Raw genomic sequence first — 15443 nt, forward strand, 5'->3', positions numbered from 1 at the left:
CGGCTAACCACGGCGTCGATGCTGGTGCCACGGCCGGAAGGACCGGCCGTGGAAGGGGAACATCATGGAGAGCAAGAGCTGGCGCAAGAGCACCTTCAGCGGGTCCGTCGGGGAGTGTGTGGAGGTCGCGGTGCTGAACACGATCGCGGTTCGCGATTCGAAGAATCCGCACGGGGCCGTCCTCTACTTCACGCCCGGCGAGTGGCGGGCGTTCTGCGCGGGGGTGCGGAACGGGCAGTTCGAGGTCCGCGAGGGAACCTTCGCCTGAGGGGCGAGAACGGGGGCCGCGGCCAAGGGGTCGCGGCCCTTCTCGTGGGGGCGGGGCTGGCCCGAGCATGGCTAGCTCATCTCGGTGCGTACCTCGGTGGCGAGTTCGGTGAGGAACTCTCGTGCGGCATCGTCAAAGATCGCCATCTCGGTGAGCAGCGACCATTGCTTCTCGTACAGCGTGATATCGAAGTCGGGGATGGTGAGCCTGGCGTGGTTGGTCTCCACCTCCACGAAGGTTTCCGCGGTGTCGTCGTCGCCGCCGTACACCGGACCGTAGATGACGAAGCCGTGCAGCGGCAGGACGGTCGGTCGGCGGTCATGCGGGATCAGCCCGATGGAGACGTTGTCCAGCGTGCTCACGGACGCGAGGCGGTCCCACTGCGCGAGCAGCTGGGCCGGCGAGCCCGGCCGCCAGCGCAGCGCCGCCTCGGTGATCAGGAACTCGAAGCGCCGGTCGCCCTCGTAGAGGGCCTCCTGCCGGAACAGGCGGCTCGCCGTCGCGGCGGCCAGGTCCTCCTTCTCGTACGGCAAGACCGACATCGCGAACACCGCGCGCGCGTACGCCGCCGTCTGGAGCAACCCGGGGATGACCGCGCACTGGAAGTTGCGCACCAGGCGGACGGCGGACTCCCGCTCCTGGAAGTCGTCCTGCAGATGCGGCTTGCCCTGGAGCGCGGTACGCCAGGCGTGGCTTTCGTAGACGGCGGCCTGGGTCAGGTCGGCCAGCCGTTCGCGGGTGTCCAGGGGCGCGTCGACGGCCTCCGCCCAGCGCTGGACTTCCGGCAGGGAGGGCATCGTCACTCCCGATTCGATCCGCGACACCTTGGACTGGCTGATCTGGACCCGGTGGGCGAGCTCACGACCGGACAGGCCGGACAGGTCCCGCAGGCGGCGCAACGTGGCCGCGAGCCGCAAGCGGCGCGCGCGAGAATCGCTCCCCTCGCCTTCCGACACATCGGCCACGTCGCTGTCTCCCCATTACCATGCGCGCTGATTCAAACTGACCCAGGCTGAATCAGCCCCCGTGACACGCAGTTAATGTAGACGCCGGATGGGGTCCCGGGCTGCTTACCCGGAAGAGATGTGACTGATTCGATACGATTCGCGCTGATCTATTTGTGGGCGTAGCCGCCGCTTGCGTAAGCGGAGGTGGGGAGGAGGTTGAGGAAGGTTTCGGTGAGGCTTTCGTTGAATTTGATCTGGGTGTTCCAGGTGAGGGGGATGGCGCGGGCCAGGGTTCGGGTGTTGCGGGTGGCCAGGGCGGTTGGGGGGATGAGGGCCTGGGCGGGGGTGCGGCGGATGGCGTACAGGTCGGCGATGGGGTCGCCGTTGATGTGGCGGAAGGTGGCGTTGACGGTTTCTGTGCTGATGGGTGGGAGCACGGTGGCCAGGGAGAAGAGGCCGGAGGTGGCGCGGACGGATTCGGTGACGAGGGCGCGGGAGTTGGCGTCGGGGGGCTGGTTGGTGGCATCGACGACGGTGAGGAGTTGGCGGGCGGTGGTGTGGTCGGTGATCCGCCGGTAGAAGCGGGGGTCGATGCCGAGCAGGTGGGCGATGTACCACCACGTCCGGTAGAGGTCGGAAATTTCGCTGGAAGTCAGGTCGTAGCCGAGGCGGGAGAGGCAGCCGTACGAGATGGGCAGGAAGTCGAGCCAGGTGCGGGCCAGGTCGACCTGGCTGATGGGCGTGCCGAAGGCGGCGACGTTCCAGCCGTTGGCGAGGGTTCTGGCGCGGGCTTGGGCGTGCAGCATGCGCACCTGCAGGGTGGCGACGTAGCCACGACCTCCGACGCGAAGCGCACCGGGCTGCATACAGCGAAGCAGCCAGTCGGTGGTCTCCAGGAGGCGGCGCTGGGTGCTGTTGATGAGCTCGCCGGTGCCGATCAGGACGGCGGCGATGGCGGGCGAGCTGTAGGTGTGGGTCAGGGCGCCTAGCGCCAGGGTGAGCGCGTGCGCAGGCAGCGGGATGGACATGAATGTCCGGGATCCACCCGTGTACGTCGAGGGGGTGACCCACGGGGGAATCGTCTCGTTGGCCCGGAGGAACGCGGCGAGCGCGGGCGGCGGGTCGACGAGGGATTTCAGACCCTGCGCGATGCCGCTCTGGAGGAGTTTCTTGCCGTCCGAGCCGAGCAGCACGAGTTCGGCCACCACCGCGTCGGCGAGCGGGTCGCCGACGTGGAGCATCTCGCCGATGAAACGATCTGAGTGCTCGTCCCCTCGCTGGGTGGGCCAGGGGGCCGCGGCGTGCGCGGGCCAGCGGCCGAGGGTCGCCAGACCGAGCCCGGAGGTCGCGCCGAGGAACATCATGCGGCGTCGGGTGAGGGTGGTCGCCTGCATTGGAAAATCGAGCTCCCCGGATCGGTGGCTGTCAGCGCACCCGATATACCCCCATGATCGTCAACTGTTGATCTTCAGCGCGGCAAGACTTCCCGCCGCATGGAAGCGGCCCGCCCGGGGTGGGGCCGGGCGGGCCGCGGGTGGTGTCCCGGTCCGGATCGGCTTGCTGCAGGAAGGCGTGCCGGATCCGGGCCGGGGGTTAGAGGGACCAGACCTGGAAGGTTGGGCCGTCGGCGGGGAGGGTGAGGGTTTCGTCGGTCAGGGTGGCGTGGGCTCCGCCGTAGACGTTGTGGGGGATGTCGCGGACGAGAGCGGCGGGTAGCTGGAGTGGGGTGTGGGGGGCGCGGGAGGCCAGGATGAGGAGGCGTTCCTCGGGGGATTCGCGTAGGTAGAGGAGGACGTCTGGGCCTGCATGGAGCCAGCGGAGGCCGCCGTTGCGGAGGGCGGGGTGGGCTCGGCGGAGGGCGATCAGTTCGCGGTAGACGTCGTAGGTCGGTTCGGCGAAACGTACGGGGTCGTCCCAGGGCATCGGGACGCGGGCGTCTTCGCCGTTGGCGCCTTCGATGCCGATTTCGTCGCCCATGAACATCATGGGCGTACCGGGATAGGTGAACAGCAACCCGGCGGCGACGGCCACGCGCTCGGCGGTGCCGAGGAAGGTGCGGATGCGCGGGCTGTCATGCGAGCTGAGCAGGGTGACGTTGGCGTTGGTGGCCGACCACGGCACGCCGGCCGCGAACGCGCGCATCGTCCGCGCGGTCCGCTCGCCGGGCAGCGCCCGCAGCGGCAGCGGGATGCCGGGGATGATCGGCCCCCGCTGGTACGGCGTCAGCCATGACCACACCGGCTTGGCGAAACCGGCGTAATTCATGACGCCCTGCCAGCCGTCACCGGGCAGATCAGCCGTGTAATCGTGAAAATGCTCCGCGAACAGGAACTTCTCCCCATCGACGACCCCGCGCAACGCCCGCGCGGCCTCGTGGTAGTGATCTTCCGCGCCCTGCCGCCCGGTCATGTTGGCGACGTCGATCCGCCACCCGTCCAGCCCGTACGGCTGCCGCAGCCACCGCGAAGCCACCGCCAGAATGCGCTCCCGCAATTCCGGCGAACTCCAGTTGAGCTTCGGCAGCGAAGGCACGTCGAACCAGGAGACGTACCCGCCGTCGCCGGTCAGGTAGTAGTACGACGCCTCCGGCGAGGACGGATCGGTCATCGCCCGCCGGAACCACTCGTGCGTGTCGCCGGAGTGGTTCGTGGTCAGGTCCCCGATGACCCGCATCCCCCGCTGATGCGCGGCGGCCGTGAGCGCGGCCAGCGCGGCGTCCCCACCCAGATGCGGATCCACCTGGTCGAACGAGGTCGCGTTGTACCGATGGTTGGACGCGGCCGGAAAGAACGGCGTCAGATAGACGACGTCCACTCCCAGCTTGACCAGATAGTCCAGCCGGTCCGCGATCCCGTAGAGGTCGCCGCCATAGAACTGGATCCCCGCCTGCGGCCCCCGGTCGATGACCTTGTCGTTCCACTGCGCGGGCAACGCCCACTCGGGCGCGGGCAGATCCACCTGCCCCGACCGAGCAAACCGATCCGGAAATATCTGATAAATCACCGCATCGTCCACCCAGGCGGGCGGGCCGCCGAACGTGGTCAACCGGAAATCGGTGGCATCGGTCGGGTCATGGTCACTCAGCCCACCCGCGTGCAGCCAGATGTGCCCGCCATCCCCCCGATCCAGCAGAAACCGGTAACGCGTGTCCGGGTTGTGCACCAGCAGGTCGGCCCGCCACCAGACCTCCAGCGCGTCCTGGTGATCGACGACCGCCTGCGCGTACCGCGGTTCGCCGTCGTAAACCGAGCGCGCATAGACGGCTTCGACCGGATAGTCGTGCGGAAGGCGTACATAGACAGGAACGATGTCGCCGAGTGAAGGACGTTGTTCCGGCACGTGCAGGGCCGAACCATCATGGTGCGGCACGAGCGCGACTTTCATCCCTTTACAGACCCCCTGAGAAGACCGGAAACGATATAACGCTGCAGGAAACGGAAGAGCAGCACGCTGGGGATCGCCCCGATGAGCGCCCCGGCGGCGAAGACGCCCCAGTTGGCGGAGAGTCGTTCGGAGATCAACGTGTAGAGGCCGACGGCGAGCGTGTGCTCCGACGGCGACTGCAGGATCACGCTCGCGACCAGGAACTCGTTGACGGTGTTGATGAACGCCAGCAGCCCGATGACGGCGAGCACGGGCGCGCCAAGCCGCAGGATGATGGTGAAGAACACCCGCGCGTGGCTTGCGCCGTCCACCTTGGCGGCGTCGTCCAGCTCGCGAGGAATGGAGTCGAAGAACCCCTTGATCAGGAAGGTGTTCACCCCCATCGCCCCACCCAGGTAGACCATGACCAGCCCCCACTGGGTGCCCAGCCCGATACCAGGGAAAACGCCCTTGATCCGCGCCATCAGCAGGAAGATCGCGACCGCCCCGAGCACCTGCGGAAACATCTGCACGAGCAGCAGTCCCAGCAATCCGAGCCGCCGCCCCCGGAACCGGAACCGGGAGAAGGCATAGGCCGCGCTGGCCGCGAGCAGCACGGTCAGCACCGCCGTCGCCCCCGCGATGATCATGGTGTTGGCGAACCACCGCGTATACGGCAAAGTCGGCGAGGTGAACAACTTGAGGTAGTTGTCCAGCGACGCCCCATCGAACAACGTCGCCGAAGCGGTCAGGGTCCCGCGCGGATTGAGCGACGCGCTGATCACGAAGACCAGCGGAAACAGCGCGAACGCCAGCATGAAGAACCCGACCAGATGCCGCCATCCGGTGTCGGCCAGCCAGCGCCTCATGAGTACGTCTCCTCAAGCGAGCGCGTCCGCCGCAGCCCGAAGGCCGAGATACCCGCCACGATAACGAAGATCATCGCGGACATCGCGGAGGCGAACCCCCACTCCCGCCCGGCCCCGCCAAACGCGATCTTGTACACCATCGAGATCAGCAGATCCGTGCTGCCCAGCGTGATCGGCGCCTCCGGCAGGTTGGGCCCACCCCCGGTGACGAAGTAGATCACCGTGAAGTTGTTGAAGTTGAACGCGAACGCGGCCACCAGCAACGGCGCCGTCGACACCAGCAACAACGGCAACGTGACCCGCCGGAAATGCTGCCACGCACTCGCGCCGTCGATCTTCGCCGCCTCGTTGAGCTCGGCTGGAATCGCCTGCAACGCCCCAGTGCAGATCAGGAACATGTACGGGAACCCCAGCCACAGATTGACCAGCAACACGCTGCCCTTGGCCAGCCACGGATCATTCAGCCAGGGCACGTCGGCCCCACCGAGCAACGTCTGGTTCACAAACCCGAACGTCTGATTGAGCATGCCCGTCCACACCAGCGCGCTCAGGAACGACGGCACCGCATACGGCAACACCAGCAACGACCGATAAAGATTGCGCCCCTTCATCCCGGTCTTGTTCAACGCCAGCGCCAGCAGCAACCCGATCGCGAAGTTGAACAGCACCGACAGCGCCGCGAACACGAACGTCCAGATGAACACCGAGACGAACGGCCCGCGCAACCGCGTGTCGGTCAGCACCCGCGCGAAGTTGTCGAACCCGACGTTCTCCGTCCAGCCCGGCGTGAGGGTGCTCCCGTCGGCGGCCTCGTAATACCCCGAATGGGAAGCCGTGTAGACCTTGCCGCTCTCCACATCGGTCAGCGTGTCGGCGGCAGGATCATGCCGCAGCGTCGGCCGGGCCAGGAACCCGGTGACCCCGTCCTGGGTACGCAACGCGCCCTGCGCGCCGAGCGGCACCCGCAGATCCAGCACCTCCTCCTGGCGCGTGGTCAGGTCACGCAACTCCAGCGTGCGATACCCCTCCACCGCCGTGGCCTTACCGGAGGAATCCCGCGTGATCCCCTCGGTCACCGGCTCACCGCCCACGGTGACCTGGCCGGCCGGGTCGGTGGCGAGCAGCTCCAGCGTGCCATCGCTCCCGGTGACCACCGCGACCTTGTAGAGCGGGCTGTCCGGAACACGCTTCTCCGAAACCGCGAGAATGTGCTCAAGCGCGCGCGGTTTCTCCAGGTTGTGGCCGTCGCCCACGTTGGTGAACGCCGCCGCCGCGGTGTGGACGACGATGTAGACCTGGAAGACCAGTAGGAACAGCAGGCCTGGCACCAGGTACTTGCCCGCCTCGACCCGCTTGCTGAAGTACACGTAGTCGGCGACCACGGTGGCGATCGCGACGAAGCCGAAGATTCCCCAGTCGCCGACGGCGAAGGCCGTCAGCAGGCCGTAGACGGCCAGGGCGTTGATGGCGCCGAGCAGCGCGATCTTGCCGATCAGCGCCGCGGTGGAGGTGGACCCGCCCTCGGCCAGACGCGGGCGGTGAGCGCCGACGCGCTCACCGCCCTTGGTGGTCAATCCCACAAGATCAGCCGATCTTCGCGCGGATCTTCTCCGCGGCCTGCTTCATCAGCTTCTCCGGGTCGCCCTTGCCGAGCAGGATGTCGCGCTCGGCGTGGCCGTACTCGGTCCAGACCGCGTCCATGGCCGGGATGCTGGGGAGCGGCTGGCCGATGTCGCCGGCGGCCCCGAAACCGGCGATGATCGGGTCGCTCTTCACCTGGTCGTACACCGAGATCATGGCCGGGGGGCGCTTGCCGGTGTCGTACAGCTCCTTCATGACCTCGGGGGTGCCGAGGTAGTTGACCACGAAGTCGTTGGCGACGAGCTTGTTCTTCGCGTTCGCGGAGATCATGAAGCCCTGCACGCCGACGAACGGCGCGGCCGGCTTGCCACCCGCGGACGGGATCGGGTCGATCGCCAGGTCGATGCCCGCCTTCTGGGCGTCCTCCGTGCTCCACGGCCCGGTGATCATGTAGGGCGACTTGCCGGTGTTGAACGCTTCCTTGGCGATGTCCAGCGTCAGGTCGGCGGAGAGCAGCTTCTTCTTGCTCCACGACTCCAGCGCCTTGGCGAACGCCAGGCCGCCCGCGTCGTCGATGGTCAGCTGGGATGGGTCGTAGCTGCCGTCCGGCTTGGTGGCGAAGATGCCGCCGCCGAAGGAGGTGTGCACCGGGTAGAAGTGGTAGGGGTCACCCTCAGGACCGACCTGCAGGCCCAGCGGCACGGTGGCCTTCTTCTCCTTGACCAGCTTGAGCGCGTTGTCCATCAGCGCGTTCCAGTCCTTGGGCGCCTCGGGCGCCAGCGCGGTGTTGCGGAACAGCGCGATGTTCTCGATCGCGTACGGCAGGCCGTAGAGCTGGCCGTCGTACGAGAGCGCCTTCAGGGCGACTTCCTTGAACTGGGAGGTCTTGTCGCCGAGCTGGATCGGCGCGACGGCGCCGTTGGTGACCAGCTTGCCCAGCCAGTCGTGCGCGCCGATGACGACGTCGGGGCCCTCGCCGGCCTGACCGGCGGTGACCAGGTTGTCGCGGATGTCGCCGAACTCCAGCTGCTGGACCGCGACCTGCACGCCCTTCTCGGTCGCGAACTTCTGCGCGATCTTCTGAATGATCGGCGAGCGGGTGTCGTCAGCCCAGATCACCAGGTCCGCCTGGGCCCGCTTCACCGGGCCGTCGGTGGGCTCGACGATCGTGGTGGCGCCCGGCGCCGGGCCTGAAGGGGTGGCCGCGGCCGAGGGAGCGGCGGTCTCGCCGCCTCCCCCGCAACCGGCGGTGAGCAGGAGGGTGACACCCGCGGCCAACGTTGAGACCTTGCTCAAACGCATGGTGGCTCCTAGGGGGGAGATTCTCAGGCGGCCTGAGCGCCGCCCTTCTTGCGAAATCTAGGCAACACTTGCGCTGCCGTCTTGCGAAAGCTAACCACGGATTTCGGCAAGTTTCTAGACAGTTACTGACATGTTGCAATCGGCTTGATACCGTCGCGCTCAGCCTGACCACCAGTCGGGTTGACCCACCGTCAAGTGTTCTGGAGAACGCAGATGGCCGCCTTACGCAAGCTCGCCACGATCGCGGCGGGAGCGGTACTTCTCGCCCTGCTCCCGGCCCAGGCCCCCGCCTTGGCCGCCGGAGCCCCCATCGGACCATTGACCCCCAAAGACGTCGTCTACCAGATCATCACCGACCGGTTCTACGACGGTGACACGGGCAACAACAAGCCCGCCGGATTCGACCCCACCCTGTTCGACGACCCGGACAACAACAACGTCGGCAACGGCAGCGACCTCAAGCTCTACCAGGGCGGGGACTGGGACGGCATCATCGCCAAGATCCCGTACCTCAAGAACATGGGCATCTCCGCCGTCTGGATCTCGGCCCCCTACCGCAACCGGGACACGGTCATCGAAGACCACCAGCCCGGCGGCGGCATCGACCGGTGGACCAGCTTCCACGGCTACCACGTGCGCAACTACTTCGCCACCAACAAGCACTTCGGCACCCTGGCGGAGTTCCGCTCGCTGCGGGACGCGCTGCACGCCGAGGGCATCAAGCTGGTCATCGACTTCGTGACCAACCACACCAGCCGCTGGCAGAACCCCACCCTGGGCAACGCCGCCGAGGACGGCAAGCTCTACGAGCCGGACAAGGACGGCCTGGGCAACTACGTCTTCAACGCCGCGGGCGAGCCGATCGACAACAACAGCGACGGGATCACCGAGAACCTGCTCGCCAACCCGCACGCCGACGTCAACGGCTGGTTCCACGGCCTCGGCGACCGCGGCGCCGACTCCAGCAGGTTCGGTTACCGGCACAAGGAACTGGGCTCGCTCGCCGACTTCTCCCAGGAGAACGCGAACGTGGTCAAGCACCTGGAGAAGGCCGCGCTGTTCTGGAAGGCCGAAGGCGTGGACGGCTTCCGCCACGACGCCACCCTGCACATGAACCCCGCCTTCACCAAGGGCCTGAAGGACGCGATCGACTCCGCGCCGCAGGGCCCGATGGCGCACTTCGGCGAGTTCTTCATCGGCCGCCCCGACCCCAAATACGACGAGTACCGCACGTTCCCGGACCGCACCGGCGTCAACAACCTGGACTTCGAGTACTTCCGGGCCTCCACCAACGCCTTCGGCAACTTCTCCGAGACGATGGCGAACTTCGGCTCGATGCTGACCCAGACCAGCAACGACTACATCTACGAGAACCAGGCCGTGACGTTCCTGGACAACCACGACGTGACCCGGTTCCGTTTCATCCAGCCGAACGACAAGCCGTACCACGCGGCGCTGGCCACGCTGCTCACCGCGCGCGGCACGCCGAACATCTACTACGGAACCGAGCAGTACATGAGCTCGGTGAACGCCAGTGACGTGGCCGGCCGCCAGTTCCTGCAGACGGCCGCTCCCGCGTTCAGCCAGACCACCACGGCGTACCAGGTGATCCAGGCGCTGGCGGCGTTGCGCAAGAGCAACGACGCGGTGGCCTACGGCGAGACGCAGATCCTGTACAGCACCAACGACGTGCTGGTCTTCAAGCGGCAGTTCTACGACAAGCAGGTCATCGTCTCGGTGAACCGGCAGCCGAACTCGGCGTTCGTCGTGCCCGCGCTGCCGACCACGATCCCGGCCGGAACCTACACCGACCAGCTGACCGGCCTGCTCAGCGGCGCGTCCACCACGGTCGCGGGCGGGCAGCTCCCGAGCTTCACGCTGTCCGGCGGCGAGGTGAACGTCTGGTCCTACAACCCGTCGCTGGGCACCACGATCCCGCGCATCGGCGATGTCGTCTCCACCTCCGGGCGCGCCGGGAACACCGTTTACATCTACGGCACCGGCCTGGGCGGCGCGGTGACCGTCAAGTTCGGCACGGTCACCGCCACGGTGACCTCGAACTCCGACGGCCAGATCACCACCACCGTGCCCGCGGGCGCGGTCGCCGGGGTGCAGAACATCACCGTGACCAAGGGCGCCAACGTCAGCAACACCTTCCGCTACGAGGTGCTGTCCGGCAACCAGGTCCAGGTCATCTTCAAGATCAATACCGCCACGGTCCCCGGGGAGAACATCCACGTGGTCGGCAACATCCCGGAGCTGGGCTCGTGGGACGCCGCCAAGTCGACCGAGGCCATGCACAACCCGAACTATCCGGAGTGGTTCCTGCCGGTGTCGGTGCCGGCCGGGACGACGATCCAGTTCAAGTTCCTGAAGAAGAACGGCGGATCGACGATCTGGGAGGGCGGCTCGAACCGGAGTTTCGCGGTGCCGGCCGACACGCAGGGGTCGACGGACACGACCGTCTACACCTGGCAGCCATGAAAGCCCTTATGAATTCCTGCTGCAAGGACTGTTAGACTTTCAGCATGAAAGTGACCTTGACGGAAGTCGCCGCTCGTGCCGGTGTCAGCGAGGCCACTGTCAGCCGGGTCCTGAACGCCAAGGCAGGTGTGGCGGAGGACACCCGGGACCTGGTCCTGGCCGCGGTCGAAGCACTCGGCTACGAGCGCCCGTTCAAGCCCGAGGCCCCGCGCAAGAGCGCGGGGCTGGTGGGCTTGGTGGTGCCTGAACTGGAAAATCCCATCTTCCCGTCGTTCGCTCAGGTGATCGGCACGCTGCTGGCGCAGCAGCGGTACACGCCGGTGCTGTGCACCCAGACCCCGGGCGGCGTCAGCGAGGATGAGTACGTTGAAATGTTGTTGGAACACAACACCGCGGGCATCATCTTCGTCTCCGGCATGCACGCCGACACCCACGCCGACCCGTCCCGCTACCGGAGGCTGGTCGACCGGGGGCTGCCGATCGTGCTGATCAACGGGTTCCTGCCGGGGCTCGACGTGCTGTCCATCTCGGTGGACGAGAAGTCGGCCATGTATCTGGCGGTCGAGCACCTGGCCTCGCTGGGGCACGTCCGGATCGGCATGGCCATCGGGCCCGAGCGGTATGTGCCGGTGATCAGGAAGGTGGCCGGGTTCCTGGAGGCCGCGAAAGCCACCCTAAGTCTGGATTTGTCGGACATGGTGGAGCACACCACGTTCACCGTCGAGGGTGGGCAGGTCGCGGCGTCGCGGCTCATCGACCGGGGGGCGACGGCGATCATCTGCGGGTCGGACATCATGGCTTTCGGTGCCGTACGGGCGGTGCGTGGCCTGGGGTTGAGCGTGCCGCACGATGTGTCGGTGGTCGGCTTCGACGACTCGTCGGTGACCGTGTTCTCCGATCCCCCGCTCACCACGCTCCGGCAGCCGGTGCAGGCCATGGGCACGGCGGCGGTCCGGGGGCTGATCGACGAGATCCACGCGCTCTCGCCGCCCCGGGGGGAGTTCGTGTTCCGTACCGAACTGCTGGCGCGCTCCTCGACCGGGCCCGCGCCGTCGTCATCCTGAGTGTTCGCCGTGGCCCCGCCAGGGGCGGGCCAGGACGGCGAGCGCCAGGACCGCGCAGGTGAGGGCCACCAGCATGATGACGGCCATGGGGGTGGCGCTGCTCTCGCCGAACATGCCCACGATGGGGGCGGCGATCGCGCCGAGCAGGAACTGGCCGCCGCCGAGCAGGGCGGACGCGCTGCCGGCCGAGTGGCCGGCCACGCCCTGGCCGATGGTCATGATGGCGGGGAAGGCCGTGCCCATGCCCGCGATGGTGAGGATCAGGCAGGTCCAGGTCACGGCCACGTTGCCGCCGGTGGTGAGGTTGATGACGACGTGCGCGAGGGTCCCGGTGAAGGACACCGCGAGGGCGGTCATCAGCAGGGTGTTCAGGCGGACCCGGCGGGATAACGCGCCGAACAGGGCGGCCGCGGCGGTCATGCAGAGGGCGTTGACCGCGAAGACGACGCCGTAGCCGAGGGGGCTCATGCCGTACACGATCTGGAAGACGAACGACGAACCGGACACGTAGACGAAGAGGGCGGCGGCGGCGCAGGACAGGGCGATGGCGTAGCCGACGAAGAAGCGGTTGCGCAGCAGGCCGCCCATGGCGTGGAAGGCGACCCGGAGGCCGCCGGGGTTGCGGCGGTCGGGGGGTAGCGATTCGGGCACGCGCCACCAGACCGTGGCGCACTGGGCGAGGCCGACCAGAGCGAGGACCAGGAAGACGGCCTGCCAGGGGGCGCCGAGCAGGATCAGGCCGCCGAGCAGCGGGGCGATCACGGGGGCGACGCCGGTGATGATGGCCAGGGTGGAGAAGTAGCGGGCGACGCCTGGCCCGCGATACCAGTCCACGATCACGGCACGGGCCAGCACGGCGCCGCACGCGCCTGCCGCGCCTTGCAGAAATCTTGCGGCGACCAGGAACTGCACGGTCGGGGCGAGGGCGCAGAGCAGGGAGAACAAGCCGAACAGCGCGGTGCCGCCGAGCAGCAGGCCGCGCCGGCCGAGGGTGTCGCTGATCGGGCCGAGCAGGAACTGGCCGAGGACGAGGCCGGCCAGGAAGGCGGTCATCGACAGTTGCACGCCGGAGCTGGTGGTTTCCAGGGTGCGGACCATGTCGGGGAAGGCCGGGACGTACATGTCGATGGCGAGCGGAGCGGCCGCCGTGAGGGAGGCGAGGGAGGGGAGCAGGGACACGGGACGGGGTGGAGCGGAGGGCACGTGGCCAAAGGGTAACGAACCCCGTCAGAGACACCCAGCTCAGGGGGCAATTAGTAATTTATGTATTGACACTTATGCTCGCCCCATGTGAACCTTCGGGCGGAAGAAATCATAAGTCGGTTGATCAAGAACCATTCTGTTCGTCATAGGTGCGGCGGCGCGCTCCTCTTCAACTCAAGGAGTGGCGTATGCTGATGCCCCAACGACCGATTTCTGCCTTATTTCGTGCTTTATTATCATTCGTTCTCATAGCGGCAGGGCTTGCCCTGCTGCCGAGCAGCGCGTCGGCGGCGCCGCTCACCCGGGTGCTGGTCTTCTCCAAGACCGCCGGGTTCCGGCACTCGTCCATCCCCAACGGCATCACCGCCATCCAGCAGCTCGGCGCGGCCAACGGCTTCACCGTGGTGGCCACCGAGGACGCGAACGCGTTCACCACCGCCAACCTGGCCCAGTACCAGGCGGTGATCTGGCTCTCCACCACCGGTGACGTGCTCAACGCCACCCAGCAGACGGCGTTCCAGTCCTACATCGCCGCCGGTGGCGGCTATGTCGGAGTGCACGCGGCGGCCGACACCGAATACGACTGGGCCTGGTACGGCGGGCTGGTCGGCGCCTACTTCCAGTCCCACCCGGCCACCCAGCAGGCCACCATCAAGGTCGAGGACCGGGCCAACCTGTCCACCTCGCACCTGGCGCCGACCTGGACGCGGACCGACGAGTGGTACAACTACCGGGCCAACCCGCGCTCGGCGGTCCGGGTGCTGGCCAGCCTGGACGAATCGTCGTATTCGGGCGGGTCGATGGGCGATCATCCGATCACCTGGTGCCACGACTACCAGGGCGGGCGTTCCTGGTACACCGGGCTCGGCCACACCGAGGAGAGCTACGCGGACGCGAACTTCCGGACCATGCTGCTCGGTGGCATCCGGGTGGCGGCCAAGGCGGTCCCGGCGGACTGCCGTCCCGAGGTCGGCTACACCCAGCTCTTCGACGGCAACCAGAACACCTTCAGCCAGTGGCGGATGGCGGGCCCCGGCGGGTTCACCCTGGCCAACGGCACGCTGACCTCGTTCGGCGGCATGGGCCTGCTCTGGTACCCGGTGTCCACCTTCAGCAACTACTCGCTCAAGGTCGACTGGATGATGCCGGGCGATGACAACGGCGGCGTCTTCATCGGCTTCACCGATCCCGGCAACGACCCCTGGGGGCCGGTGAACACCGGTCACGAGATTCAGATCGACGCCACGGACGCCGACCCGAGCCGGACCACGGGCAGCGTGTACAGCTTCAAGGCGCCGGACACGGCGGCGCGGGCGGCGGCGCTCAATCCGCCGGGGCAGTGGAACGCGTACGAGATCGGGGTGCACGGGCAGCGGGTGGAGATCTGGCTGAACGGCGTCAAGATCAACGACTACACGAGCACGCGGAACATCGCCAATGGCTACATCGGCGTGCAGAACGACGGCGACGGCGCTGACATCAATTACCGGAATATCCGGATCAAGGGGGATGGCACCCAGCCGCCGCAGCCGGGCAACGACATCGCGCAGGGCAAGCCGACGACCGCGTCCAGCGTGGAGACCGGGAGCGCGCATGTGGCCGCGAACGCGACCGATGGCAACTCGGCCACGCGGTGGGGTAGCGCGTATGCCGATCCGCAGTGGATTCAGGTGGATCTCGGTCAGAGTTACAACATCAGTAGGGTCCGGCTGAACTGGGAGGCGGCGTTCGGTCGCGCGTACCAGATCCAGACCTCGCCGAATGGCACCACCTGGACGAACATCTACTCCACGACCACCGGCGACGGTGGCGTGGACGACGTCAACGTGACCGGCACCGGGCGATATGTCCGGATAAATGGCACTCAGAGGGCGTTGACGGCTTATGGTTACTCGCTCTGGGATCTGAATGTGTTCGGGACGCCGGGGAGCAACCCCGGGCCGACCCTGCTTTCGCGTAACCGTCCGACCACGACCTCCAGCGTCGAGCCCGGCAGCGCGCACGTCGGCGCCAACGCGGTGGACGGCAACACGGCCACTCGCTGGGGCAGCGCCTACGCCGATCCGCAGTGGATCTACGTGGATCTCGGTCAGAGCTACTCCATCAGCCGGGTCCGGCTCAGCTGGGAGGCGGCCTACGGTCGCGCGTACCAGATCCAGACCTCACCCAACGGCACCACCTGGACGAACATCTACTCCACGACCACCGGCGACGGCGGCGTGGACGACGTCAACGTGACCGGCACCGGGCGATATGTCCGGATAAATGGCACTCAGCGGGCTCTCACGCAGTATGGCTACTCCCTCTGGGAATTCGACGTCTACGGCTCCTGACACCTCCCTCTCTACATCCTCTGGAGTTC

Annotated in this window: 11 protein-coding genes; 4 read left to right on the forward strand and 7 right to left on the reverse strand. The window is 67.2% G+C overall.

Annotation, left to right across the window (positions count from 1 at the left end; genetic code table 11):
• Positions 1-64: 64 nt before the first annotated feature.
• The gene (locus Amac_RS12140) at positions 65-268 is read left to right on the forward strand and encodes a DUF397 domain-containing protein (RefSeq protein ID WP_155354450.1); all 204 of its coding nucleotides are present in this window, start codon (positions 65-67) and stop codon (positions 266-268) included.
• A 71-nt stretch (positions 269-339) separates the two neighbouring features.
• On the opposite strand, the gene Amac_RS12145 is transcribed toward Amac_RS12140, so the two are convergent.
• From Amac_RS12145 to Amac_RS12170, 6 genes are all read right to left on the reverse strand, one after another.
• Positions 340-1233, reverse strand: coding sequence for a helix-turn-helix domain-containing protein (locus tag Amac_RS12145; RefSeq protein WP_155354451.1), 894 nt, complete (start codon positions 1231-1233; stop codon positions 340-342).
• A gap of 149 nt (positions 1234-1382) precedes the next feature.
• Entirely contained in the window at positions 1383-2609 is a 1227-nt protein-coding gene (locus Amac_RS57275) for an oxygenase MpaB family protein (protein WP_155354452.1), read from the reverse strand.
• A 199-nt stretch (positions 2610-2808) separates the two neighbouring features.
• The gene (locus Amac_RS12155; RefSeq protein ID WP_155354453.1) at positions 2809-4599 is read right to left on the reverse strand and encodes a glycoside hydrolase family 13 protein; all 1791 of its coding nucleotides are present in this window, start codon (positions 4597-4599) and stop codon (positions 2809-2811) included.
• Positions 4596-5447: a sugar ABC transporter permease gene (locus tag Amac_RS12160; RefSeq protein ID WP_155354454.1), complete on the reverse strand. Its 852-nt coding sequence runs from the start codon at positions 5445-5447 to the stop codon at positions 4596-4598. Before Amac_RS12160 ends, Amac_RS12155 begins: the two co-directional genes overlap by 4 nt.
• Positions 5444-7027, reverse strand: coding sequence for an ABC transporter permease subunit (locus Amac_RS12165; RefSeq protein ID WP_155354455.1), 1584 nt, complete (start codon positions 7025-7027; stop codon positions 5444-5446). Before Amac_RS12165 ends, Amac_RS12160 begins: the two co-directional genes overlap by 4 nt.
• 4 nt (positions 7028-7031) lie before the next feature.
• Positions 7032-8330, reverse strand: coding sequence for a sugar ABC transporter substrate-binding protein (locus Amac_RS12170; protein WP_155354456.1), 1299 nt, complete (start codon positions 8328-8330; stop codon positions 7032-7034).
• Positions 8331-8543: 213 nt separating this feature from the next.
• On the opposite strand from Amac_RS12170, the gene Amac_RS12175 reads away from it, so the two are divergent.
• Positions 8544-10814 carry an alpha-amylase family glycosyl hydrolase gene (locus tag Amac_RS12175; RefSeq protein WP_155354457.1) on the forward strand — a complete coding sequence of 757 codons (2271 nt, stop codon included), beginning with the start codon at positions 8544-8546 and terminating at the stop codon, positions 10812-10814.
• A gap of 44 nt (positions 10815-10858) precedes the next feature.
• A complete protein-coding gene (locus Amac_RS12180; protein ID WP_155354458.1) occupies positions 10859-11878 on the forward strand; it encodes a LacI family DNA-binding transcriptional regulator in 1020 nt (339 codons plus the stop codon).
• Here Amac_RS12180 and Amac_RS12185 read toward each other — a convergent pair.
• A complete protein-coding gene (locus tag Amac_RS12185; protein ID WP_155354459.1) occupies positions 11870-13057 on the reverse strand; it encodes a multidrug effflux MFS transporter in 1188 nt (395 codons plus the stop codon). The genes Amac_RS12180 and Amac_RS12185 overlap by 9 nt on opposite strands.
• Before the next feature lie 329 nt (positions 13058-13386).
• Here Amac_RS12185 and Amac_RS12190 point away from each other — a divergent pair, with 329 nt between their 5' ends.
• Positions 13387-15414 (forward strand): ThuA domain-containing protein, encoded by a 2028-nt coding sequence (locus Amac_RS12190; RefSeq protein WP_218041032.1) that lies wholly within the window; start codon positions 13387-13389, stop codon positions 15412-15414.
• Positions 15415-15443: the final 29 nt, after the last annotated feature.

It is taken from the genome of Acrocarpospora macrocephala, assembly GCF_009687865.1.
Taxonomy (GTDB): domain Bacteria; phylum Actinomycetota; class Actinomycetes; order Streptosporangiales; family Streptosporangiaceae; genus Acrocarpospora; species Acrocarpospora macrocephala.